This is a genomic window from Paenibacillus helianthi (assembly GCF_001909055.1).
GTDB lineage: Bacteria > Bacillota > Bacilli > Paenibacillales > Paenibacillaceae > Paenibacillus_AQ > Paenibacillus_AQ helianthi.
The window spans coordinates 200,910-218,555 of sequence record NZ_LVWI01000002.1 but is presented as its reverse complement, the minus strand read 5'-3'; the positions used below and the strand labels follow the sequence as shown (position 1 = coordinate 218,555).

At 51.3% G+C, this 17,646-nt stretch carries 12 protein-coding genes; 9 read left to right on the top strand and 3 right to left on the bottom strand.

Annotated features, from left to right (window positions below; all coding sequences use genetic code 11):
* Positions 1 to 172: 172 nt before the first annotated feature.
* Positions 173 to 1,318: a family 8 glycosyl hydrolase gene (locus tag A3844_RS03735; RefSeq protein ID WP_074085561.1), complete on the bottom strand. Its 1,146-nt coding sequence runs from the start codon at positions 1,316 to 1,318 to the stop codon at positions 173 to 175.
* 244 nt (positions 1,319 to 1,562) lie between these two features.
* On the opposite strand from A3844_RS03735, the gene A3844_RS03730 reads away from it, so the two are divergent.
* Positions 1,563 to 3,398, top strand: a complete 1,836-nt coding sequence (locus A3844_RS03730) for a family 43 glycosylhydrolase (RefSeq protein WP_074106662.1) — start codon at positions 1,563 to 1,565, stop codon at positions 3,396 to 3,398.
* A 27-nt stretch (positions 3,399 to 3,425) separates the two neighbouring features.
* Positions 3,426 to 4,850 (top strand): family 43 glycosylhydrolase, encoded by a 1,425-nt coding sequence (locus tag A3844_RS03725; protein WP_074106805.1) that lies wholly within the window; start codon positions 3,426 to 3,428, stop codon positions 4,848 to 4,850.
* Positions 4,851 to 4,939: 89 nt separating this feature from the next.
* Here the strand turns inward: A3844_RS03725 and A3844_RS03720 are convergent, their stop codons facing one another.
* Positions 4,940 to 5,833: an AraC family transcriptional regulator gene (locus tag A3844_RS03720; RefSeq protein ID WP_074106661.1), complete on the bottom strand. Its 894-nt coding sequence runs from the start codon at positions 5,831 to 5,833 to the stop codon at positions 4,940 to 4,942.
* 119 nt (positions 5,834 to 5,952) lie between these two features.
* On the opposite strand from A3844_RS03720, the gene A3844_RS03715 reads away from it, so the two are divergent.
* Complete coding sequence (locus A3844_RS03715) at positions 5,953 to 8,379, top strand: glycoside hydrolase family 31 protein (protein ID WP_074106660.1); 2,427 nt, start codon at positions 5,953 to 5,955, stop codon at positions 8,377 to 8,379.
* Positions 8,380 to 8,398: 19 nt separating this feature from the next.
* On the opposite strand, the gene A3844_RS03710 is transcribed toward A3844_RS03715, so the two are convergent.
* Positions 8,399 to 9,268: an AraC family transcriptional regulator gene (locus A3844_RS03710; protein WP_074085556.1), complete on the bottom strand. Its 870-nt coding sequence runs from the start codon at positions 9,266 to 9,268 to the stop codon at positions 8,399 to 8,401.
* Positions 9,269 to 9,397: 129 nt separating this feature from the next.
* Between A3844_RS03710 and A3844_RS03705 the strand changes: the two genes are divergently transcribed.
* From A3844_RS03705 to A3844_RS03680, 6 genes are all read left to right on the top strand, one after another.
* Positions 9,398 to 10,231: an amidohydrolase family protein gene (locus tag A3844_RS03705; protein WP_074102362.1), complete on the top strand. Its 834-nt coding sequence runs from the start codon at positions 9,398 to 9,400 to the stop codon at positions 10,229 to 10,231.
* Between the two features lie 24 nt (positions 10,232 to 10,255).
* Positions 10,256 to 11,215 (top strand): aldo/keto reductase, encoded by a 960-nt coding sequence (locus A3844_RS03700; protein WP_074106659.1) that lies wholly within the window; start codon positions 10,256 to 10,258, stop codon positions 11,213 to 11,215.
* On the top strand, positions 11,215 to 12,234 hold the full coding sequence (locus A3844_RS03695) for a zinc-binding alcohol dehydrogenase family protein (RefSeq protein ID WP_074106658.1): 1,020 nt from the start codon (positions 11,215 to 11,217) through the stop codon (positions 12,232 to 12,234). Before A3844_RS03700 ends, A3844_RS03695 begins: the two co-directional genes overlap by 1 nt.
* A 56-nt stretch (positions 12,235 to 12,290) precedes the next feature.
* Complete coding sequence (locus tag A3844_RS03690; protein WP_074106657.1) at positions 12,291 to 14,537, top strand: glycoside hydrolase family 95 protein; 2,247 nt, start codon at positions 12,291 to 12,293, stop codon at positions 14,535 to 14,537.
* 329 nt (positions 14,538 to 14,866) lie between these two features.
* Complete coding sequence (locus A3844_RS03685; RefSeq protein ID WP_074106656.1) at positions 14,867 to 16,558, top strand: type 2 periplasmic-binding domain-containing protein; 1,692 nt, start codon at positions 14,867 to 14,869, stop codon at positions 16,556 to 16,558.
* A 99-nt stretch (positions 16,559 to 16,657) separates the two neighbouring features.
* Positions 16,658 to 17,644, top strand: a complete 987-nt coding sequence (locus A3844_RS03680) for an ABC transporter permease (RefSeq protein WP_074085550.1) — start codon at positions 16,658 to 16,660, stop codon at positions 17,642 to 17,644.
* Positions 17,645 to 17,646: the final 2 nt, after the last annotated feature.

Sequence of the window (17,646 nt, the reverse complement as noted above, 5' to 3'; positions counted from 1 at the left end):
ATAATGAAAGCGTAACCAAAAATACGAATACATTTGAATTGGGGTCAATCCCTCCTATTTGTCCCGTCTGTTCGCTTGCTGCTTCCGAAGAGAATACAAAAAAGAAATCGCTCCTTTGGGGATGGAAAGCGGTGCTTCCATTATATCCAAAGGGCGATTTCTTTTTAGGTATTTAAGAATAGATACGGAAGGTTCCGCTTAGGGCCAGCAAGCTGAAGAAGTATAAGCAGTTGTCGTAATACCGGCGGTCACCGGTGCGCAGTGGCGTATTCCAGAGCAGCTTGACGTAATGTCCGGCATCCGGTCCATCGGCAGCGAGCGAGGCCATGGCCAGCGTTGCCAGAAGGCCGATCGGATGCAGGGATAGCTCCTCAAACGGCTGGCCGTCAATGGTGTAGCGCCGGTAATCGGTTACTTCAATGTCCCGGAAAAAGGCCTGAATCCGGTTGGACTGCCCCACCTGCCAAGGGTCGCTGCGGAACCATTCATAATCAAGCCCGATGTTGGCCGCCACCCGGTATGCATCACTGAAGAAGTGGCGGAAGTCTCCATGCGGCTGGGGTTCAGCCGGAGTTCCGTCATAGTTCGCATATTCGGGGGAGAGGCCGGTTTCCGGATGGCAAGCCTTGTGCAGATAGGCTCTGCTTTGGGCTGCGGCTTCTTTCCAAAAAGCTCTATCCTGTTCATCCGCCTGCAGGGCAAATAATTCATAGAAATGCGGCAGATGGTAGGAGGGATCGCTGAAAGGGGTTTCAGGAACGAATTTGATCAGCTTGGTCGCCGGGTCCCACATTGGATCGCCTTCTCCGTCTTCCCCTTTATGAACACAAGCGCGGAGAATAATTCTGGCCTGCTCGGAATAATTGAACGGTTCGGCCCCGTCACCCCAGCGCTTGGAGGCAAAGAACAGCGCCATGGCAAAAAACTCTTCTCCGTCCGGCGCCGGACCGGGTGACAGCCGCGTTCCGTCCAGCTTGCAGTGCCAAGCAAAATAATCCTTGTAACGGCCCTCTGTATGCTGCATATAGACCTTGGCGAACTTCCACAGCCGGTCGAACTCTTCCTTCTTGTTCATCTGAACAGCCATCATCATCCCGTAGGACATGCCCTCTGTCCGCACATCTGTATTGCCGGTGTCCACGATATATCCCTTATCGTCACCCATAGGATGGTAGATTCGGACATCGGGCGCGCCGTAGAACAATTCGTTCCAGGTGTCGTCAAGTCTTTGATGGATGGCCTCTTCCGACAATCCGTTCTCTTTGAACAGGTTTCTGTATTCTCCCGTATAAAAGGAGCCTTCTTTGAAGCTATTCATAATAATCCTCCAATGGATAGGGTTTTGCCCAAAGTATAACATAACCGGAACTATAGAAATTAAAGCGTTTTCCTTAAAATTTATAGACGATTCGGGCCTGGTTCTACGCTCCGCAAATCATTTTAGGAACATCTAAGAATAGATCAATGTTAAGTGGCTATATGTCATGGACTTCGGTCAAGGCGCTTCACTATACTGTAAGGGATAAACCGCGAAGCCAAAAAATTGTAAGGGTGATGCTGTTATGAGCATAGTGCAAAATCATATGAAGCTTACAGTCTATACACGCAAACCTAACCAGGACTACACTGAGTCTCTCAGCAACAGCGTACATTTTGCCTGCTCGGATGAGAATAACGAATTTCAACCGTTGAACCGGAACTATGGCATACTGTTCGCTATGGCAACCGTCGATGAGAACAGCGTGATTCATGAAAAAGGACTCAAAAACCCGTATTTGTTCCGTACGGCTGACAGCTCTTTCGGCATTGTCGCGGTAAGAGTTGATGCACTCGGAAATGATGACGAAGAAAGCAGAGGGCATATTCTTCTGTGGACATCCCCAGATCTGGTTACCTTTCATCATCATGGTTTGGTGCAGCTGCACAGTGAGCTGTTCGTCAAAGAAGCCGTTTGTGGGCTTAGCGGATCGGGTGAAGAATATGAAATTCGCTGGCAGGACAATGGAGGGAACTTTTATTTGAGCCGGTTGTCCGACCTGATGAAACCGGACCTTATTTCGCCGCCGGAGCAGGCGGAAGCCTTTTCGGTAGAACGGCCCGACAAGCCGCTGCCCGGAACGAATCCGGGAAATGCAATCTCGGTAGACAGCCGCATCGGCCGCTCGGTGCAGGCTTCCTGGACGCCGGTATACAATACTGAAATTCGCGTGCCGGACACTGTAAGCGTTACATCCGCAGATCAATTGAAAGCGGTTAAAGCCACGGCTGTCTATTCGGACGGCTCCACTGCAGACAAGCAGGTGGCGTGGGACGATGAAGACATTGATTACACAGCAGCCGGAACGTATACCGTACAAGGCAAAGTGGTCACTCATGAGTTTCCGTTCCCCTTGGTAAGCGGCTATGCCGACCCGGTCATTCTGCCATGGCACAACAAGTATTATTTCCTGGCGACCAATGACAATGTAAATGATATCGGCATCTATGTCCGCGAGGCGGATACTATGTCCGGATTATTCGCTACCGGACATAAAGAAACTGTCATTCTTGCTCTGAACGAGGAGAAGAACTTCATTCAGACCTTTTGGGCTCCCGAATTTCACATTATCGGCGGGGAATTGTACATACTGTTTGCCGTAGGCGGCACAGTATGGGGTCCGCAGTGCCACATGATGAAGCTGAACAAGGGCGGTGACATCCTGAAGGCAGCGGATTGGAGTACACCGGTCCGTGTGAAGCGGGCGGACGGCGCTTATTTGGCGGAAGAGGGCATTACGCTGGATATGACTTACTTCAAGGCAGACGGTACTTCATGTCTGGTCTGGTCCTACCGCAAGGGCATCGGAACGCCGCTTGACACCGGCTCCAAGCTCTATATTGCGACAATCAATGAAGATAACCCCACGGTATTGACCAGCGAGCCGGTGCTCCTCTCGCGTCCGTTGTTCGGCTGGGAGAATATTCAGGGGACTATCAACAATGAGGGTCCGTACCCGCTTATTACGAAGGACATGGTGTATATCGCCTACTCCGGCGGGGCCGCGACGGGTTACACCTATACCGTGGGGCTTTTAAGCATTCCGCGGGGAAGCAATTATTTGGACATCAACGCCTGGACCAAGGCGAGCACGCCTGCATTGTCCTATTATTCGACCGAAGGCATATACGGGCCGGGCCACAATTCTTTTTTCAGAGATTATGATGGCAATGTACTGATGCTATACCACGGAGAAGAACAACTGGTGAAGCATGGCACGAGATGCTCCGCTATGCACAGAGTCCATTTTAACCGCCAGGGCGTACCGGTATTGGATGTGGCGAAAGAAAGAGATGTGCACCCGGATTATGCCAGTTGCTCCATGCAAGTGATTGTGCTTCCACAGAACAGAAAAAATTAATAAATGACAAGGATGAAAATTTCGATGGTGAAAAAACAAGGATTCAATCCATATCTCCCGTCTTCAGAATATATCCCCGACGGCGAGCCGTATGTTTTTGAAGGCAGAGTATATGTGTATGGCTCGCATGACCGATTTAACGGACACGCTTTTTGCTTGAACGACTATGCCTGCTGGTCGGCACCGGAGGACAATCTGGCCGATTGGCGGTATGAGGGTGTAACCTACCGGACTACGGATGACCCGCTTAATCCTGAAGGCAGCATGTGCCTGTATGCTCCCGATGTCACCGTGGGGCCGGACGGGCGGTACTATCTCTACTATGTTCTGGACAAAGTTCCCGTTGTTTCGGTGGCTGTCTGCGACAAGCCGGGCGGCAAGTATGAGTTCTACGGTTATGTCAGATACGCCGACGGAACACGCCTTGGAGAGCGGGAAGGCGACGAGCCGCAGTTTGACCCTGCTGTGCTGACCGAAGGGGGGGAAACCTACCTGTACACCGGATTCTGCGGGTATGGAGACCGTTCCAGACATGGCGCAATGGCAACGGTGCTTGGCCCGGATATGCTCACGATTGTTGAAGAGCCTGTATTTGTTGTGCCGAGCCAGCCATATAGCAAGGGGAGCGGATTCGAAGGTTACGAGTTCTTTGAAGCGCCTTCCATCCGCAAAAGGGGAGATATCTACTACCTCATCTATTCCTCGATCTCCATGCATGAGCTGTGCTATGCGACCAGCAAGCATCCGACCAAGGACTTCAAGTACCAGGGAGTCATTGTAAGCAATTGTGATCTTCATATCGATACGTACAAGCCGGCGAGTATGCCGATGTATTACGGCGGCAATAACCACGGCAGCATTGCCCAAATTAAAGGTGAATGGTACATTTTTTATCACCGGCATACCAATGGGACCGCATTCTGCCGGCAGGGCTGTATTGAGCGGATTGAATTCCGCGGGGACGGCACTATTCCTCAGGTGGAAATTACATCCTGCGGCCCGAACGGAGGGCCGCTTGAAGGCCGGGGAGAATATCCGGCATATCTGGCCTGTCATTTGTTCTGCAAAGAGCAGGAAATGTATACCGGCGGCTTCGGCCCTATGGGTGCGTGGATGGACAGCCGGTTTCCGAAGATTACCCAGGATGGCAGAGATGGCGACGAGGAAATCGGCTATATTGCCAATATGACGGATTCGGCTACCGCCGGATTTAAATATTTCGCGTGCAAGGGAGTCAACCGGGTCAAAATCATGGTGCGCGGGTATTGCCAGGGCGAGTTCGAAGTGAAGACGTCATGGGACGGACCGGCACTGGGGCGGATACCGGTAGGTTTTACGAATGTCTGGAAGGAATACGCAACGGAAGTGGCCATTCCCGACGGTGTACACGCACTGTATTTGACGTATACCGGTAATGGCGGCGCTAGTCTGGCTTCATTTACTTTAGAATAACCGGAAGCGAAATCTGAATATGCCTTGGAAAAGAAAGCAGCACTCGGAGATCCTCTGGTGCTGCTTTCTGTATGGCCCATATGCCATGGCTAAAGACCGGTAGAATAACGGGTCTTGTATTCCGAAGGCGTCATATTCATATAAAATTTGAAGCATTTAGAAAAGTAGCTGACATGCTGATAGCCTGACTCCAGCGCGGCTTCCAATACATTGTACGATCCGCTGCGGAGTAGACTGGCCGCTTTGTTGATGCGGATATAGTTCAAATATTCCATCGGCCGCATTCCAGTCAGCGTTTTGAAAAAAGTACAGAAATGGGAGCGGCTAAGCGATACAACGGATGCAAGCTGATCCAGCTCCAGCTTCTCGCTTGAATGTGTCTCCATATAAGACAGTACTTGCTTGATCTGCCGGTTGTATTCTCGTCCGTGAAGGCTTCCTGACTCATTGCTGCTCTCTATCAGGCCGTACTGGTAAATATCTGCAATGAACTGCAGAAGGAGGCCCTTCAAGCTCATTTCGTAAGCGGTGGATTGGCGCTCATAGCGGCTCAGAACCTCCCGTACGCTAACGAGCAACTTAGAGTGGATTTCGTCTGCAGCAGATAACAGGGCGGGCAGCTTGGCAGTTCCCTGCAGGATGGGTTCAAAGAATAATTCCTGAACCCGGTCCGATTGCGGGGAAGACAGCCAAGATAATTTGAACACGATAGAATAATAGCAAGTGCCGTCAGAGGCAGAGCCAATCCCCGAATGGAGTTCTCCGGGATGAACGATCAGGCACTCTCCCTTCTGAATGGCAAACTCCCGGTTTTCGATATGAAAGGTAGCCGTACCTTTTGCCAAATAGATTAATTCTATCTCATTATGCCAATGCACAGGAAGGATGGAATGAACGCTGGCCGGATGCTCCACTTGGTAGATATGAATCGGAAATTCGGGCTGGCCGTGCAGCTTGATCTCCCGGTAACGGTGCTCGTACATAATGCCTCCCCAAATCGCAATATTGTATCAATGATTCGCAATTATATGTTAGATATTCGGTTATCAACAATAATATCATTATACTATAGCAAAATCATGAGGAAGGGTAGGGATAAACTGTGAAACTGAAGCATGTAGATTCCGGTTCGGATGGCGTCAGGTTGGAGACTACAGAAGGAATCATGCATATCTCCTTTGGTACTCCGGGCATTGCCAGAATTCGGTATACCCTGGATTCGGAATTAAGCGGGAAACAGAGTCTCGTAGTATTGAGCCGCCCAGAGGCGGAGGGCGTTCTCTGGACGGTTGCGGACCATCCTGGCTATCTGGAAATTTCGACTGCTCTCCTCACTATTCGGGTGGACAAATGGACCTGTGCATTCAGTTATTGGGATGCGAATGGGAGATTGTTGACGAGAGAACCATCCAGAGGCGGGAAAACGCTTGAAAGAACGGATGTATACCGTACACTCTTTGATGCTTCGGCCGATAAGGTTGAAACCGATCAAGGGGCGGATGGCCTGCGTGCAAGAGCGGAAGGGATAAACCGCAGGCTCGACAGACAAGCCTATCATACGAAGCTGGAATTCGAATGGCAGGAGGGCGAGGCCCTGTATGGACTTGGCTCACATGAAGAGGGAATGATGAATCTTCGGGGCCAGCACCAGTATTTATATCAGCAAAATATGAAAGCGGTTGTTCCGGTCCTTGTGTCCACGCGCGGTTACGGAATTCTGGTAGACTCTAATTCGTACATGACATTTCATGATGATGCATTCGGTTCATATCTCTGGACGGATGTGGATGAGGAGATGGATTATTATGTGATTTACGGCCCGGAGTTCGATCAGATCATTGGCGGAATCCGGCATTTGACGGGGGAAGCGCCGATGCTTCCGAAATGGTCTTTCGGCTATGTGCAATCCAAGGAACGCTACGTTTCCCAGGAAGAATTGATTGCTACAGTTCAAGAATATCGTGACCGCTCGCTTCCCCTGGATTGCATCGTACTGGATTGGCAGTCATGGACGGGCAATTTGTGGGGACAAAAAACACTTGATCCGGAGCGTTTTCCAACCCCCTCCGAAATGATGGATAGCTTACACGCTCTGAACGCCAAGCTAATGGTATCTATATGGCCGATCATGGGGGCCGGCGGCGATAATCACCAGGAAATGAATGAACACGGCTTCCTGCTCGGCAATCAGGCTACATATGACGCTTTCCGGGAGGAAGCGCGGGAGTTGTACTGGAAGCAAGCCAATACCGGACTGTTCTCCCATGGGATTGACGCCTGGTGGTGCGACTGTACCGAGCCGTTCGAGGCCGACTGGAAAGGCGCGGTGAAGCCGGAACCCGAGCAGCGCATGCTGATTAACACGGCAGAATCCAAGCGTTATCTCGATCCTGGGGTTATCAATGCCTATTCGCTGCTGCATTCCAAGGGCATCTATGAAGGCCAGCGTGCGGCGGACACAGGCAAACGGGTCGTGAATCTGACGCGTTCCGCTTATGCCGGGCAGCATCGTTACGGTACGATTACTTGGTCGGGAGATATAGCGGCCAATTGGCAAACGCTTCGAAAGCAGATTGCAGACGGCCTTAATTTTTGCGTGACAGGTTCCCCTTACTGGACACTGGATATCGGCGCATTCTTCGTTCATAACCACCAAGATCAATGGTTCTGGAACGGGGATTATGACGAAGGCGTTGCAGATCTGGGGTATCGTGAGCTGTATGTACGCTGGTTCCAACTAGGGGCCTTTCTGCCTATGTTCCGTTCCCATGGAACAGATACGCCAAGGGAGTTGTGGCGATTCGGCGAAGAGGGCGAGCAGATGTACGACACGCTGGTGAAATATCTGAAGCTCCGCTACAGGCTGATGCCCTATATCTATTCTATGGCAGGGGCCGTCGCACATCGCAAATATACGATGTTTCGTGCGCTGGCTTTCGATTACCGGGAAGATGTGCGGGTCCATGATATTGCTGATCAGTTCATGTTCGGCCCGGCCTTTCTGGTTGCACCCGTCACAACTGCGATGTATTATGGTCCCGGCTCCCGCGAGCTTCAGGGGGTAGGCAAGCAGCGCAGTGTCTACCTGCCGGACGGAGAATGGTACGATTACTGGAGTGATGAACGGATCAAGGGCGGCTTGATATTTGAAGCTACAGCCGATTTGGAGACGCTCCCTCTCTTTGTCCGCGCTGGCTCCATTATTCCGGTTGGCCCGGATGTCCAATATGCGGATGAACAGCCCGAAGCATTGATTGGCCTGAAGGTATATTCTGGCCTGGATGCTTCATTCACACTGTATGAAGATGAAGGGGATAACTATAATTATGAGAATGGTTCGTACGCCACGATTGAGATGAAGTGGAGCGAAGCGGACCGTATCCTTACGATCGGGAAGCGCAGTGGAAGCTATGCCGGTATGCCGGCGGTCAGACCATTTGCGGTAGAATTCACCGGGAATGCCGGAAGGTGCATCGTTACTTATCAAGGTGAACCTATAGCTGTCAGTGAAGTAGATTTGAAGCGGTGAATAAAGAACAAGGAGTGCTTCAGTGTGGCCTGCTGCCTTTCCGGTAAGCGGCGGGAGTCATGCCCGTATATTTTTTAAACGTGCGGTAAAAATGGGGCATGCTCTCAAAGCCGCAGGTCATGGCAATGTGCTCAATTTTGTCCTTGGACTGGAGCAAGCCATCCTTGACCGCAAAAATCCGTTTGGTCGAAATATAATCAGTCGCATTCATGCCCAGCCGCTGCTTGAAGACACGGCTGAAATGGGCCGGAGATACGGCCGCCCGTTTTGCCAGCGCGCTAAGCTCCAGCGGCCCGTTCAGATGGTCATTGATATAGGCAAGCGCTTCGCGAAACCAGTCCGGCACCAACGCGTTAGGGGCGTCCAGCCCGGCGGACTGCGGCAGGCAGTACCGGTTTAAGTGAAGCAGCATGAGATGGAGCTGCAGCGTCATAGCCTGGCCGCCGTCCGGATATTTCTGTTCCCATTCGCCGTGGATGGCATCAATATCGTTTTGCAATATTTTGGCGTGTTCAGGAGACAGATTGTATTTGTACTGCTTGTTCTTCTTGGCTGTATCAAACAGCTTCAGATAGGTGTATACCTCACTGAATGCGTGATTATGAACAAGATCCGGGCTGAAAAAAACGGCGGAGGACGTCACAGGCTCCTCTTTGTCGGGAAATCCCCGGTGCACTGTATTTCCGGGAACGACGATGACATCACCCTGGCGCATCTCGTAAAACGTCTGATCGATAAAAAACGTCCCTTTTCCCCGGTAGACGTAGACGATCTCGTACCAGTGATGCTGATGGTCGGGTAGCTCGCGCTGCTGGCTTTTCGTTTCCTTGTAGTCCAAAAGCAGAGACAACGGCAACTCGTTGTCAAAAACCTTACGGATCGGTTTCATTGAACTGCCTCCTTGTTTGAACTATAGATTCTTACAGTCATTATATCAAAATAAGGTATAAATTTGCTTGTTTAGGCTATTTTTATTCTTTTATCGGATGTTAGAATGAGATGAAAAGGAGGTGGGGTGATGCATATTGATGCTCATCAGCATTTTTGGAAGATAGACAGAAACGATTACGGATGGATTACACCCGAAATTCCGGTGCTTTTCCGGGACTATCTACCCTCCGATCTTGAGCCGCATTTGCAAAAACACGGGATCAGCCACACGATTGTGGTACAGGCTGCGCCTACGGTGGAGGAAACCGAATTCATTCTTGAATTAAGTGAGAAAACCGATTCCATAGCTGGCGTGATTGGTTGGCTGGACCTTGAGAACCCGTCATTCAAAGCGCAATACCGGAGGTTCTGCGAGCATCCGAAATTCACCGGAATTCGCGTGATGATACAGGAGATGGACGATCCCGGCATTCTTTTATCTACCCCTTATGTAGAAGCGCTTTCATACTTTGCAGAAGAGGATCTTCCCGTCGACCTGCTTGTTCTGGCGGATCAGCTTCCGCAGCTTATAGAGCTGCTGGAACGGGTACCCGGACTCAGAGGCGTGATTGACCACTTGGCGAAGCCGCCGATTGCTTCGGGCAGTATAGAACCATGGAGAAGCTATATGGCAGAAATTGCGCAGCATCCTGGTATTTACTGCAAGCTTTCCGGGATGGTGACGGAGGCTGATCCTCAGGGCTGGACGCAAAAGGATTTCACTGCCTATGTTCATGGAGTACTGGATCTGTTTGGACCCGAAAGGCTGATGTTCGGCAGCGATTGGCCCGTGTGTCTCATGGCTGCAACTTATGATGAGGTAATTGAGGGATTGCGGCAGGTTCTCCGGGAGCGGCTGTCGCCGCAAGAGATGGAGCCAATCTTCGGAGCGAATGCTGCAAGATTCTACAAAATAAAATGATAGTAACCATGGAGGTTCAATGCGATGAAATACAGAAAGCTGGGAAACACCGGGCTGGACGTTTCTGTGCTAAGTTACGGGGCGTCTTCGCTTGGAAGCGTATTCCGGGAAGTTCCGAAGGAAGAGGGAATCCGTACGGTTCATACCGCTATCGACATGGGGATTAATCTCATTGATGTATCTCCGTATTACGGGTTGACCAAAGCGGAGACGGTGCTGGGAGAGGCGCTGCAGACTGTTCCGCGGGACCGGTACATGATTAGCACGAAGGCCGGACGTTACGGTCAGGATGAATTTGATTTCTCCAAGGAAAGGGTAATCCGCAGCGCGGAAGAAAGCATGCGCCGGCTGGGAACGGACTATCTGGATATTTTGCTGCTGCACGACATCGAATTCGGTTCAATGGAGCAGGTGATGGAAGAAGGAATTCCGGCTCTGGAGGAATTGAAGCAATCCGGGAAGATCCGCTTCTTCGGCGTGACTGGCCTGCCTTTGAATATCTTCGAAATGGTGTTGTCCCGTACAACGCTGGATGTGATCCTGTCGTATTGCCATTATTCCCTGAACGATACCACGCTGCTCCGCCTCCTTCCAATACTGGAGCGGCAGGGAACCGGACTGATGAATGCATCGCCTATTTCCATGGGCCTGCTGAGTACCCGCCAGGTGCCTGACTGGCACCCGGCGAGTGGTGACATCCAGGCTGCTTGTAAACGCGCTGCCGAATATTGCCGGGGCAAGGGAGAGGACATTGCGAAGCTGGCTGTCCAATTCTCTACAGCGAATGAACAGATTCCGACAACATTGGTAAGCACGGCGACCCCGGCAAATATCCGCAACAATATTTTGTGGACAGAAGAGCCGATGAACGAACAATTGCTGGAGGAAGTGCTGGAAATTCTGAAGCCGGTTGCTGGGGCAACATGGCCGAGCGGCCGGCCGGAGTGGAACGAAGGACCAGATCAGAACGGGGAGCGATTATAATGAAGGGAATTATCTGCGAGGAAATCGGAAAATTCGTGTATAGGGAGGATCTGCCGGAGCCGCAGCTTCAGGCCGGCGAAGCGATTGTAAGGATTCGCCGAATCGGCATTTGCGGAACCGATCTGCATGCATATCGGGGCAATCAGCCTTATTTCACTTACCCGCGCGTGCTTGGGCATGAGCTGTCTGGAACGATTGAGCAAATCGGCGACAACCCGGAAGGGCTGCGGGTAGGCGATCAGGTCAGTGTCATTCCCTATCTTCATTGCGGCGAATGCCGGGCCTGCCTGAGCGGCAAAACCAACTGCTGTCAGAAAATGAGGGTGTTCGGCGTTCATTTGGACGGAGGAATGCGGGAGCGGGTAGCCTTGCCTGTACAGAACCTATTGAAAACGGAAGGGCTGACGCTGGACCAGGCGGCGATGCTGGAGCCGCTGGCGATTGGCGCGCATGCAGTACGGCGCTCCGGACTTGGCGCTGGTGATCAAGTGCTGGTGATCGGAGCCGGACCGATTGGGCTTGGAGTGATGGCGATGGCCAGATACGCCGGTGCGAAGGTAATAGGTATGGATGTAAACGACGAACGGTTGGACTTTTGCAGGGAATGGGCGCAGGTTGAGCATACGGTGAGCGCTCTACGGGAGCCGAAGGAGCAGTTGTCCAAGCTTACTGACGGCAACTTCCTGCCTTATGTCATCGATTCTACCGGCAACATCTCTTCCATGGAAGGTGCTTTTGGGCTTGTCGGCCATGGAGGAACGCTAACCTATGTCGGATTGGTGAAAGGCACGATTACCTTCAGTGACCCCGATTTTCATGCCCGCGAAATGACGGTGCAGGGCAGCAGAAATGCCACCCGGGAGGACTTTGAGCGCGTGCTTGATGCTATCCGGGACGGATACATTGATGTCGGCAGCTACATTACCCACCGCAGCGGGTTCAAGGACATGATCGGCCAGTTCGAGAACTGGCTGAAGCCTGAATCCGAGGTAATCAAGGCACTAGTAGAGCTGGACTAAGCACAGTACCGATATCGGTAAGTTCATATTATGCGGATTGAAGGAGCGTAACAATCATGACAAGCATGGAACATAAGCAGCAGTTATGGTACAGGCAACCGGCGCTGGAATGGAATGAGGCCTTGCCGATTGGAAACGGGCGGCTCGGTGCCATGATTTTTGGCGGTACAGCCGAGGAGAAGCTGCAGCTCAATGAGGATTCTGTATGGTACGGCGGTCCGAGAGACCGCAACAACGAAGATGCCCTGCCTCATTTGCCCGAAGTTCGCAGGCTGATTCTGGAGGGAAGGCTGCGGGAGGCTGAAGAATTGGCTGCCATGTCGATGGCAGGTCTTCCCGAAGCGCAGCGGCATTATTTGCCGCTGGGAGAGCTGCTGCTGTCATTCGGCAGGCATGGACAGCCTGCCGAAGACTACAGAAGAGAGCTTGATTTGGAAAACGGCATATCCCGGATCAGTTACCGGATCGGTGAGGCTAGGTATACCCGTGAGATGTTTGCCAGCTACCCGGACCAGGTGATTGCCATCCGAATTACTACCGACTGTAAGGACGGAATTTCCTTAAAGGCGAGGTTTAACCGCCACGACTGGAGATATCTGGAGAAAATAGAGAAATGGCAGAACAGCGGACTCGCGATGCGCGGAGATTGCGGCGGTGAGGGAGGCAGCTCCTTTGCTGCTGCCTTGAAGGCAGTCACAGAAGACGGTATCTGCCGGACCATTGGTGAGTATTTGCTTGTGGAGGGGGCAAGCTCGGTCACGCTGCTGCTTGCCGCAGGAACCACGTTCCGCTATCCCGATCCTGAGCTCTACGCCAAGAGACGGCTGGACGAGCTGATCCTGGTTCCTTATGAAGAGCTGAAGGCACGGCATATCGGAGATTACCGCGGACTGTATGGAAGGGTTGCACTGACGCTGCCGGAGAACCCGCATCAGAACGTACTGCCGACTGACGAGCGGCTGAAGCGGTTTCAGAAGGGAGAAGAGGATAAGGGTCTGATAGCGACCTATTTCCAGTACGGCCGTTATTTGCTTATTTCCTCCAGCCGTCAAGGCTCTTTGCCCGCGAATTTGCAGGGAATCTGGAATGACAGCTTCACTCCGGCCTGGGACAGCAAATTCACGATCAATATCAATGCGCAAATGAATTATTGGCCTGCGGAGATCTGCAATCTGGCTGAATGTCATGAGCCGCTGTTTGATCTGATTGAGCGGATGCGGGAGCCAGGGAGAGTCACGGCCAGGGTCATGTACGGCTGCCAGGGGTTCACGGCGCATCACAATACGGATATCTGGGCAGACACAGCTCCGCAGGATACCTACCTTCCCGCTTCGTTCTGGCCGCTTGGTGCAGCGTGGCTGTGCCTGCATCTGTGGGAGCATTACAGATTCAGCGAGGATCGTTATTTTCTGGTGCAGGCGTATGAGACGATGAAGGAGGCGGCCCAATTTCTGCTCGATTATTTGATGGAGGACGCCGAAGGCCGGCTGATTACCTGCCCGTCAGTATCCCCTGAGAATACCTATAAGCTGCCTAGCGGTGAGTCAGGAGTGCTCTGTGCCGGGGCGTCGATGGATTTTCAGATTATAGATGCACTGTTTGGGGCCTGTATCCGAAGTGCGGAGATTATCGGCAGGGACGAGGCATTCCGGGAAGAACTCGCCGCCGCTCTGGGGCGTCTTCCCAAACCGCAAATCGGAAAATATGGCCAGATTCAGGAGTGGATGGAGGATTATGAAGAGGTCGAGCCGGGGCATCGCCACATCTCCCATCTGTTTGCATTATATCCTGGGGATACCTTCACTGTGGAGCATACGCCAGAGCTAGCCGAGGCCGCCCGGACGACGCTGGAGCGCAGGCTGGCCAGCGGCGGCGGCCACACCGGCTGGAGCCGGGCCTGGATCATCAACTTCTGGGCCAGACTGCAGGACGGGGGCAAGGCCTATGCGAACCTGCGCGCTCTCTTGGAGCATTCCACGCTGCCCAACCTGTTCGACAACCATCCGCCGTTCCAGATTGACGGCAATTTTGGAGGAGCGGCGGGGATAGCCGAGATGCTGCTGCAAAGCCATACCGGGAAAATCAAGCTGCTGCCGGCATTACCGCTAAGCTGGAGCGAAGGGAGCGTCAAGGGCCTGCGGGCGAGGGGCGGTTATACCCTCGATTTTACCTGGACGGAGGGCCTTATTACGGAAACCGTTGTGACTTGCACGGTATCCGGCCCTTGCTGCCTGGAAGCCCCCGGTTTGGACTACATTTCGTTCACCGGAGAAGCTGGAAGCTCCTATACATTCACCCGGTAAGTAAACAAGCCAATCACCCGTGGGGTGATTCTATCTGTATAATAGTACTGTGCTGGCAGGGGTTGGCGTATTAACGCCAGCCCTATTCTGCTTGGAAGGGGCTTCACCTAAGAAAAATTATTTTTTGTAATTCAGCAGGGACAAGCCGTGTATTTTAGCAAGACTAAGGTGCATACCAATAGCAAGCGTTTTCATTTTATCGTATTTTTAGGGGGGAAGAACTATAGTTTATGAATTGGAAGCGCATTCTTGAAAGGTATAATTAAGTTGTCACCAGGTGATTGACAGTAAACAAAAAGCAACTAGCCAAAAAGGGGAGGCATAACAAAATGCATAAAACGGCAAAACGTTCCGCCCGGGCATTAGCAGCTGGTACATTCGCGCTTGCGCTGGCACTGACAGGCTGCAGCTCGAACAACGCGAACAACAGTGCAGCCAATGTTAACAGCAACACGGCCAAGGGGGGAACAACAGCAAGCCCAGCGGCAAATGGAGACGACAATGCTCCGGCAACATTCTCAGTATTTTTGGCCAGTCCCGGGCAGACGCCTACGGAGGACAACAAGATTCTCAAACTGATTAAAGAAAAAACCGGCGTCAGCTTCAAAACGGAGCTTCTGGTGGGCGACCTGCAGCAGAAGCTGGGGGTTATGATTGCCGGAGGCGACTACCCGGACATAATGTCGGGCGATGACAAATTACTCAATGCCAAGGCGTACATTCCGCTTGAAGATTTGATTGAGAAGTACGCTCCCAACCTGAAAAAGCATTATGCCGCGGTCTGGAATCAGATCAAGGATGAGACCGACGGACATATTTACGTTTTGCCAAGCTATGGTGTATATCAAGGTAAAATTACCGAACCGACTTACCAGGGACCAGGCTTCTGGCTTCAAAAGTCTGTGCTTGAGGAGATGGGATATCCGACTCCCAAGACTCTGGATGAGTACTTCGATATCATTGCCAAATATAAAGAAAAGCACCCGGATATGATCGGATTTGAATCGCTCAACTTCGACTGGCGTGTATTCCCGCTTCAGAACGCTCCTGAGCACTTGGCGGGCCATCCGAATGACGGGGGCGTTATTGTAGACAACAACAAAGCGCAGATTTTTGCCGATAAGGACATTTCCAAGACCTATTATAAGAAGCTTAATGAAATTAACGCTCAAGGTTTGATGGATAAAGAAGCCTTCGTACAAAACTACGACCAGTACCTGGCCAAAATCGCAAGCGGCAAGGTCATCGGTATGTTTGACCAGCACTGGAACTTCCAGGATGGAGAAACCTCTTTGATCTCTCAAGGCAAAAGAGAAAATACGTATATCGGCTTCCCTCTGCTCTATCCGGGCGCTGAGGAATGGTATCGTGACCGCGGAGCGGTCGGCACCAACCGCGGATTAGGTATTTCGATCAATGCCAAGGACCCTGTCCGGATTATCAAATTCTTGGATCAGATGATTACAGAAGATTGGCAGAAAACTCTCCAATGGGGAATCAAAGGCGAAGACTATGAAGTGAAGGAAGACGGCACGTTCTACCGGACGCCGGAAGAGCGGACGAACGCAGATCAAACAAGCTGGCAGTTGGCTAACAAAATCACGACTATGTTTGGTTATATGCCGAAAATTCAAGGTACCTACAGCGACGGGAATGCAGCTGATGCCGGAACTCAGCCGCAGGAATTCTTCGACAGTCTGAAACCTTCTGATCAGAAAATCCTGAAGGCGTATAACAAGAAAACATGGTCCGAATTCTTCAAGGAACCAAAAGAAAATAATATCTACTTCCCTGCTTACTCCATCGTTCTTAAGGACGGTTCGGCAGCCAAGCTTGCGCAGTCCAAACTGAATGACCTTCAAATTAAATATTTGCCGAAGGCTATTATGGCCAGTCCGGCTGAATTTGATGGGGTCTGGCAAGATTATGTCGACCACATTCATAAGCTGGACATCAAGGCTTATGAAGACCGCATAAATGAAGGAATCCAGTCGCGTATTAAAAACTGGAGTGTGAAGTAGTCGATTTCAAGACAAAGAATAGAGCGGGAAATCGTATTTCCCGCTCTTCATTAATCCGGATAGTATGGAGAGAATGATCTTACAGGAGGGGAACACTACATGTCTGATACCGTACTGGACAAACCGGTCAAAACCCAGAAGACCAGACAACGCAGAGTCGATCCGGAAATCGGTGTGAGTCTTAGCTGGAAGACGCTAAAAACGCAGAAGCAGCTTATTTTCATGTCCGTGCCGATTGCCATTTATTTAATTATCTTTAACTATGCTCCCATTTGGGGCTGGGTAATGGCCTTTCAGAACTACCGCCCGGCGCTATCCTTCGGCAAGCAAGAGTGGGTAGGTTTGCAGCAGTTCAACTTTCTATTTTCAGATGAGACCTTTATGATGGTGCTGCGCAACACGGTCGCCATGAGCTTTATTAACCTTGTGCTTGGCACTGTTACGGCAATCGGCTTGGCTTTGCTGCTAAATGAGATCAAAGTCAAGTTTTTCAAGCGTATCATTCAGTCTATTTCGTATTTGCCGCACTTCTTGTCCTGGGTTATCGCAGCGGGCATCGTTGCCACTTCGCTGTCGATTGATGACGGAATTGTCAATATCATCTTAATGAAGCTTCACTTCATTAAAGAACCGATTATGTGGCTCAGTGAAGGAAAATATTTCTGGGGCATTGTCGGGGCTTCGAACGTGTGGAAAGAGGTGGGCTGGGGGACCATCATTTATCTGGCAGCCATTACCTCGATCGATCCTTCTCTGTATGAGGCAGCGTCCATAGACGGCGCCAAGCGTTTTCAGAAGATGCGCTATGTCACTCTTCCTGGGATTAAAGCCACATTCGTTATCTTGCTCATTATGAACATCGGACATATTCTGGATGCCGGCTTTGAACTCCAATATTTGCTTGGTAACGGGCTTACTGTGGACTGGTCGCAAACCATTGATATCTTTGTAGTGAAGTATGGTATCTCTATGGGGAATTATTCTCTGGCTACGGCGGCAGGGATCTTCAAAACCATCGTCAGTGTCATTCTCGTATTCATCGCAAATTATATCGCAAAACGCCTCGGCGAAGAGCGATTAGTATAGAG

Excerpts from the sequence above, each read along its gene's own strand:
- A3844_RS03735 (WP_074085561.1), bottom strand. The coding sequence starts at position 1,318 with ATGAATAGCTTCAAAGAAGGCTCCTTTTATACGGGAGAATACAGAAAC.
- A3844_RS03695 (WP_074106658.1), top strand. The coding sequence starts at position 11,215 with ATGAAGGGAATTATCTGCGAGGAAATCGGAAAATTCGTGTATAGGGAG.
- A3844_RS03700 (WP_074106659.1), top strand. The coding sequence starts at position 10,256 with ATGAAATACAGAAAGCTGGGAAACACCGGGCTGGACGTTTCTGTGCTA.
- A3844_RS03730 (WP_074106662.1), top strand. The coding sequence starts at position 1,563 with ATGAGCATAGTGCAAAATCATATGAAGCTTACAGTCTATACACGCAAA.
- A3844_RS03720 (WP_074106661.1), bottom strand. The coding sequence starts at position 5,833 with ATGTACGAGCACCGTTACCGGGAGATCAAGCTGCACGGCCAGCCCGAA.
- A3844_RS03685 (WP_074106656.1), top strand. The coding sequence starts at position 14,867 with ATGCATAAAACGGCAAAACGTTCCGCCCGGGCATTAGCAGCTGGTACA.
- A3844_RS03705 (WP_074102362.1), top strand. The coding sequence starts at position 9,398 with ATGCATATTGATGCTCATCAGCATTTTTGGAAGATAGACAGAAACGAT.
- A3844_RS03710 (WP_074085556.1), bottom strand. The coding sequence starts at position 9,268 with ATGAAACCGATCCGTAAGGTTTTTGACAACGAGTTGCCGTTGTCTCTG.
- A3844_RS03690 (WP_074106657.1), top strand. The coding sequence starts at position 12,291 with ATGACAAGCATGGAACATAAGCAGCAGTTATGGTACAGGCAACCGGCG.
- A3844_RS03680 (WP_074085550.1), top strand. The coding sequence starts at position 16,658 with ATGTCTGATACCGTACTGGACAAACCGGTCAAAACCCAGAAGACCAGA.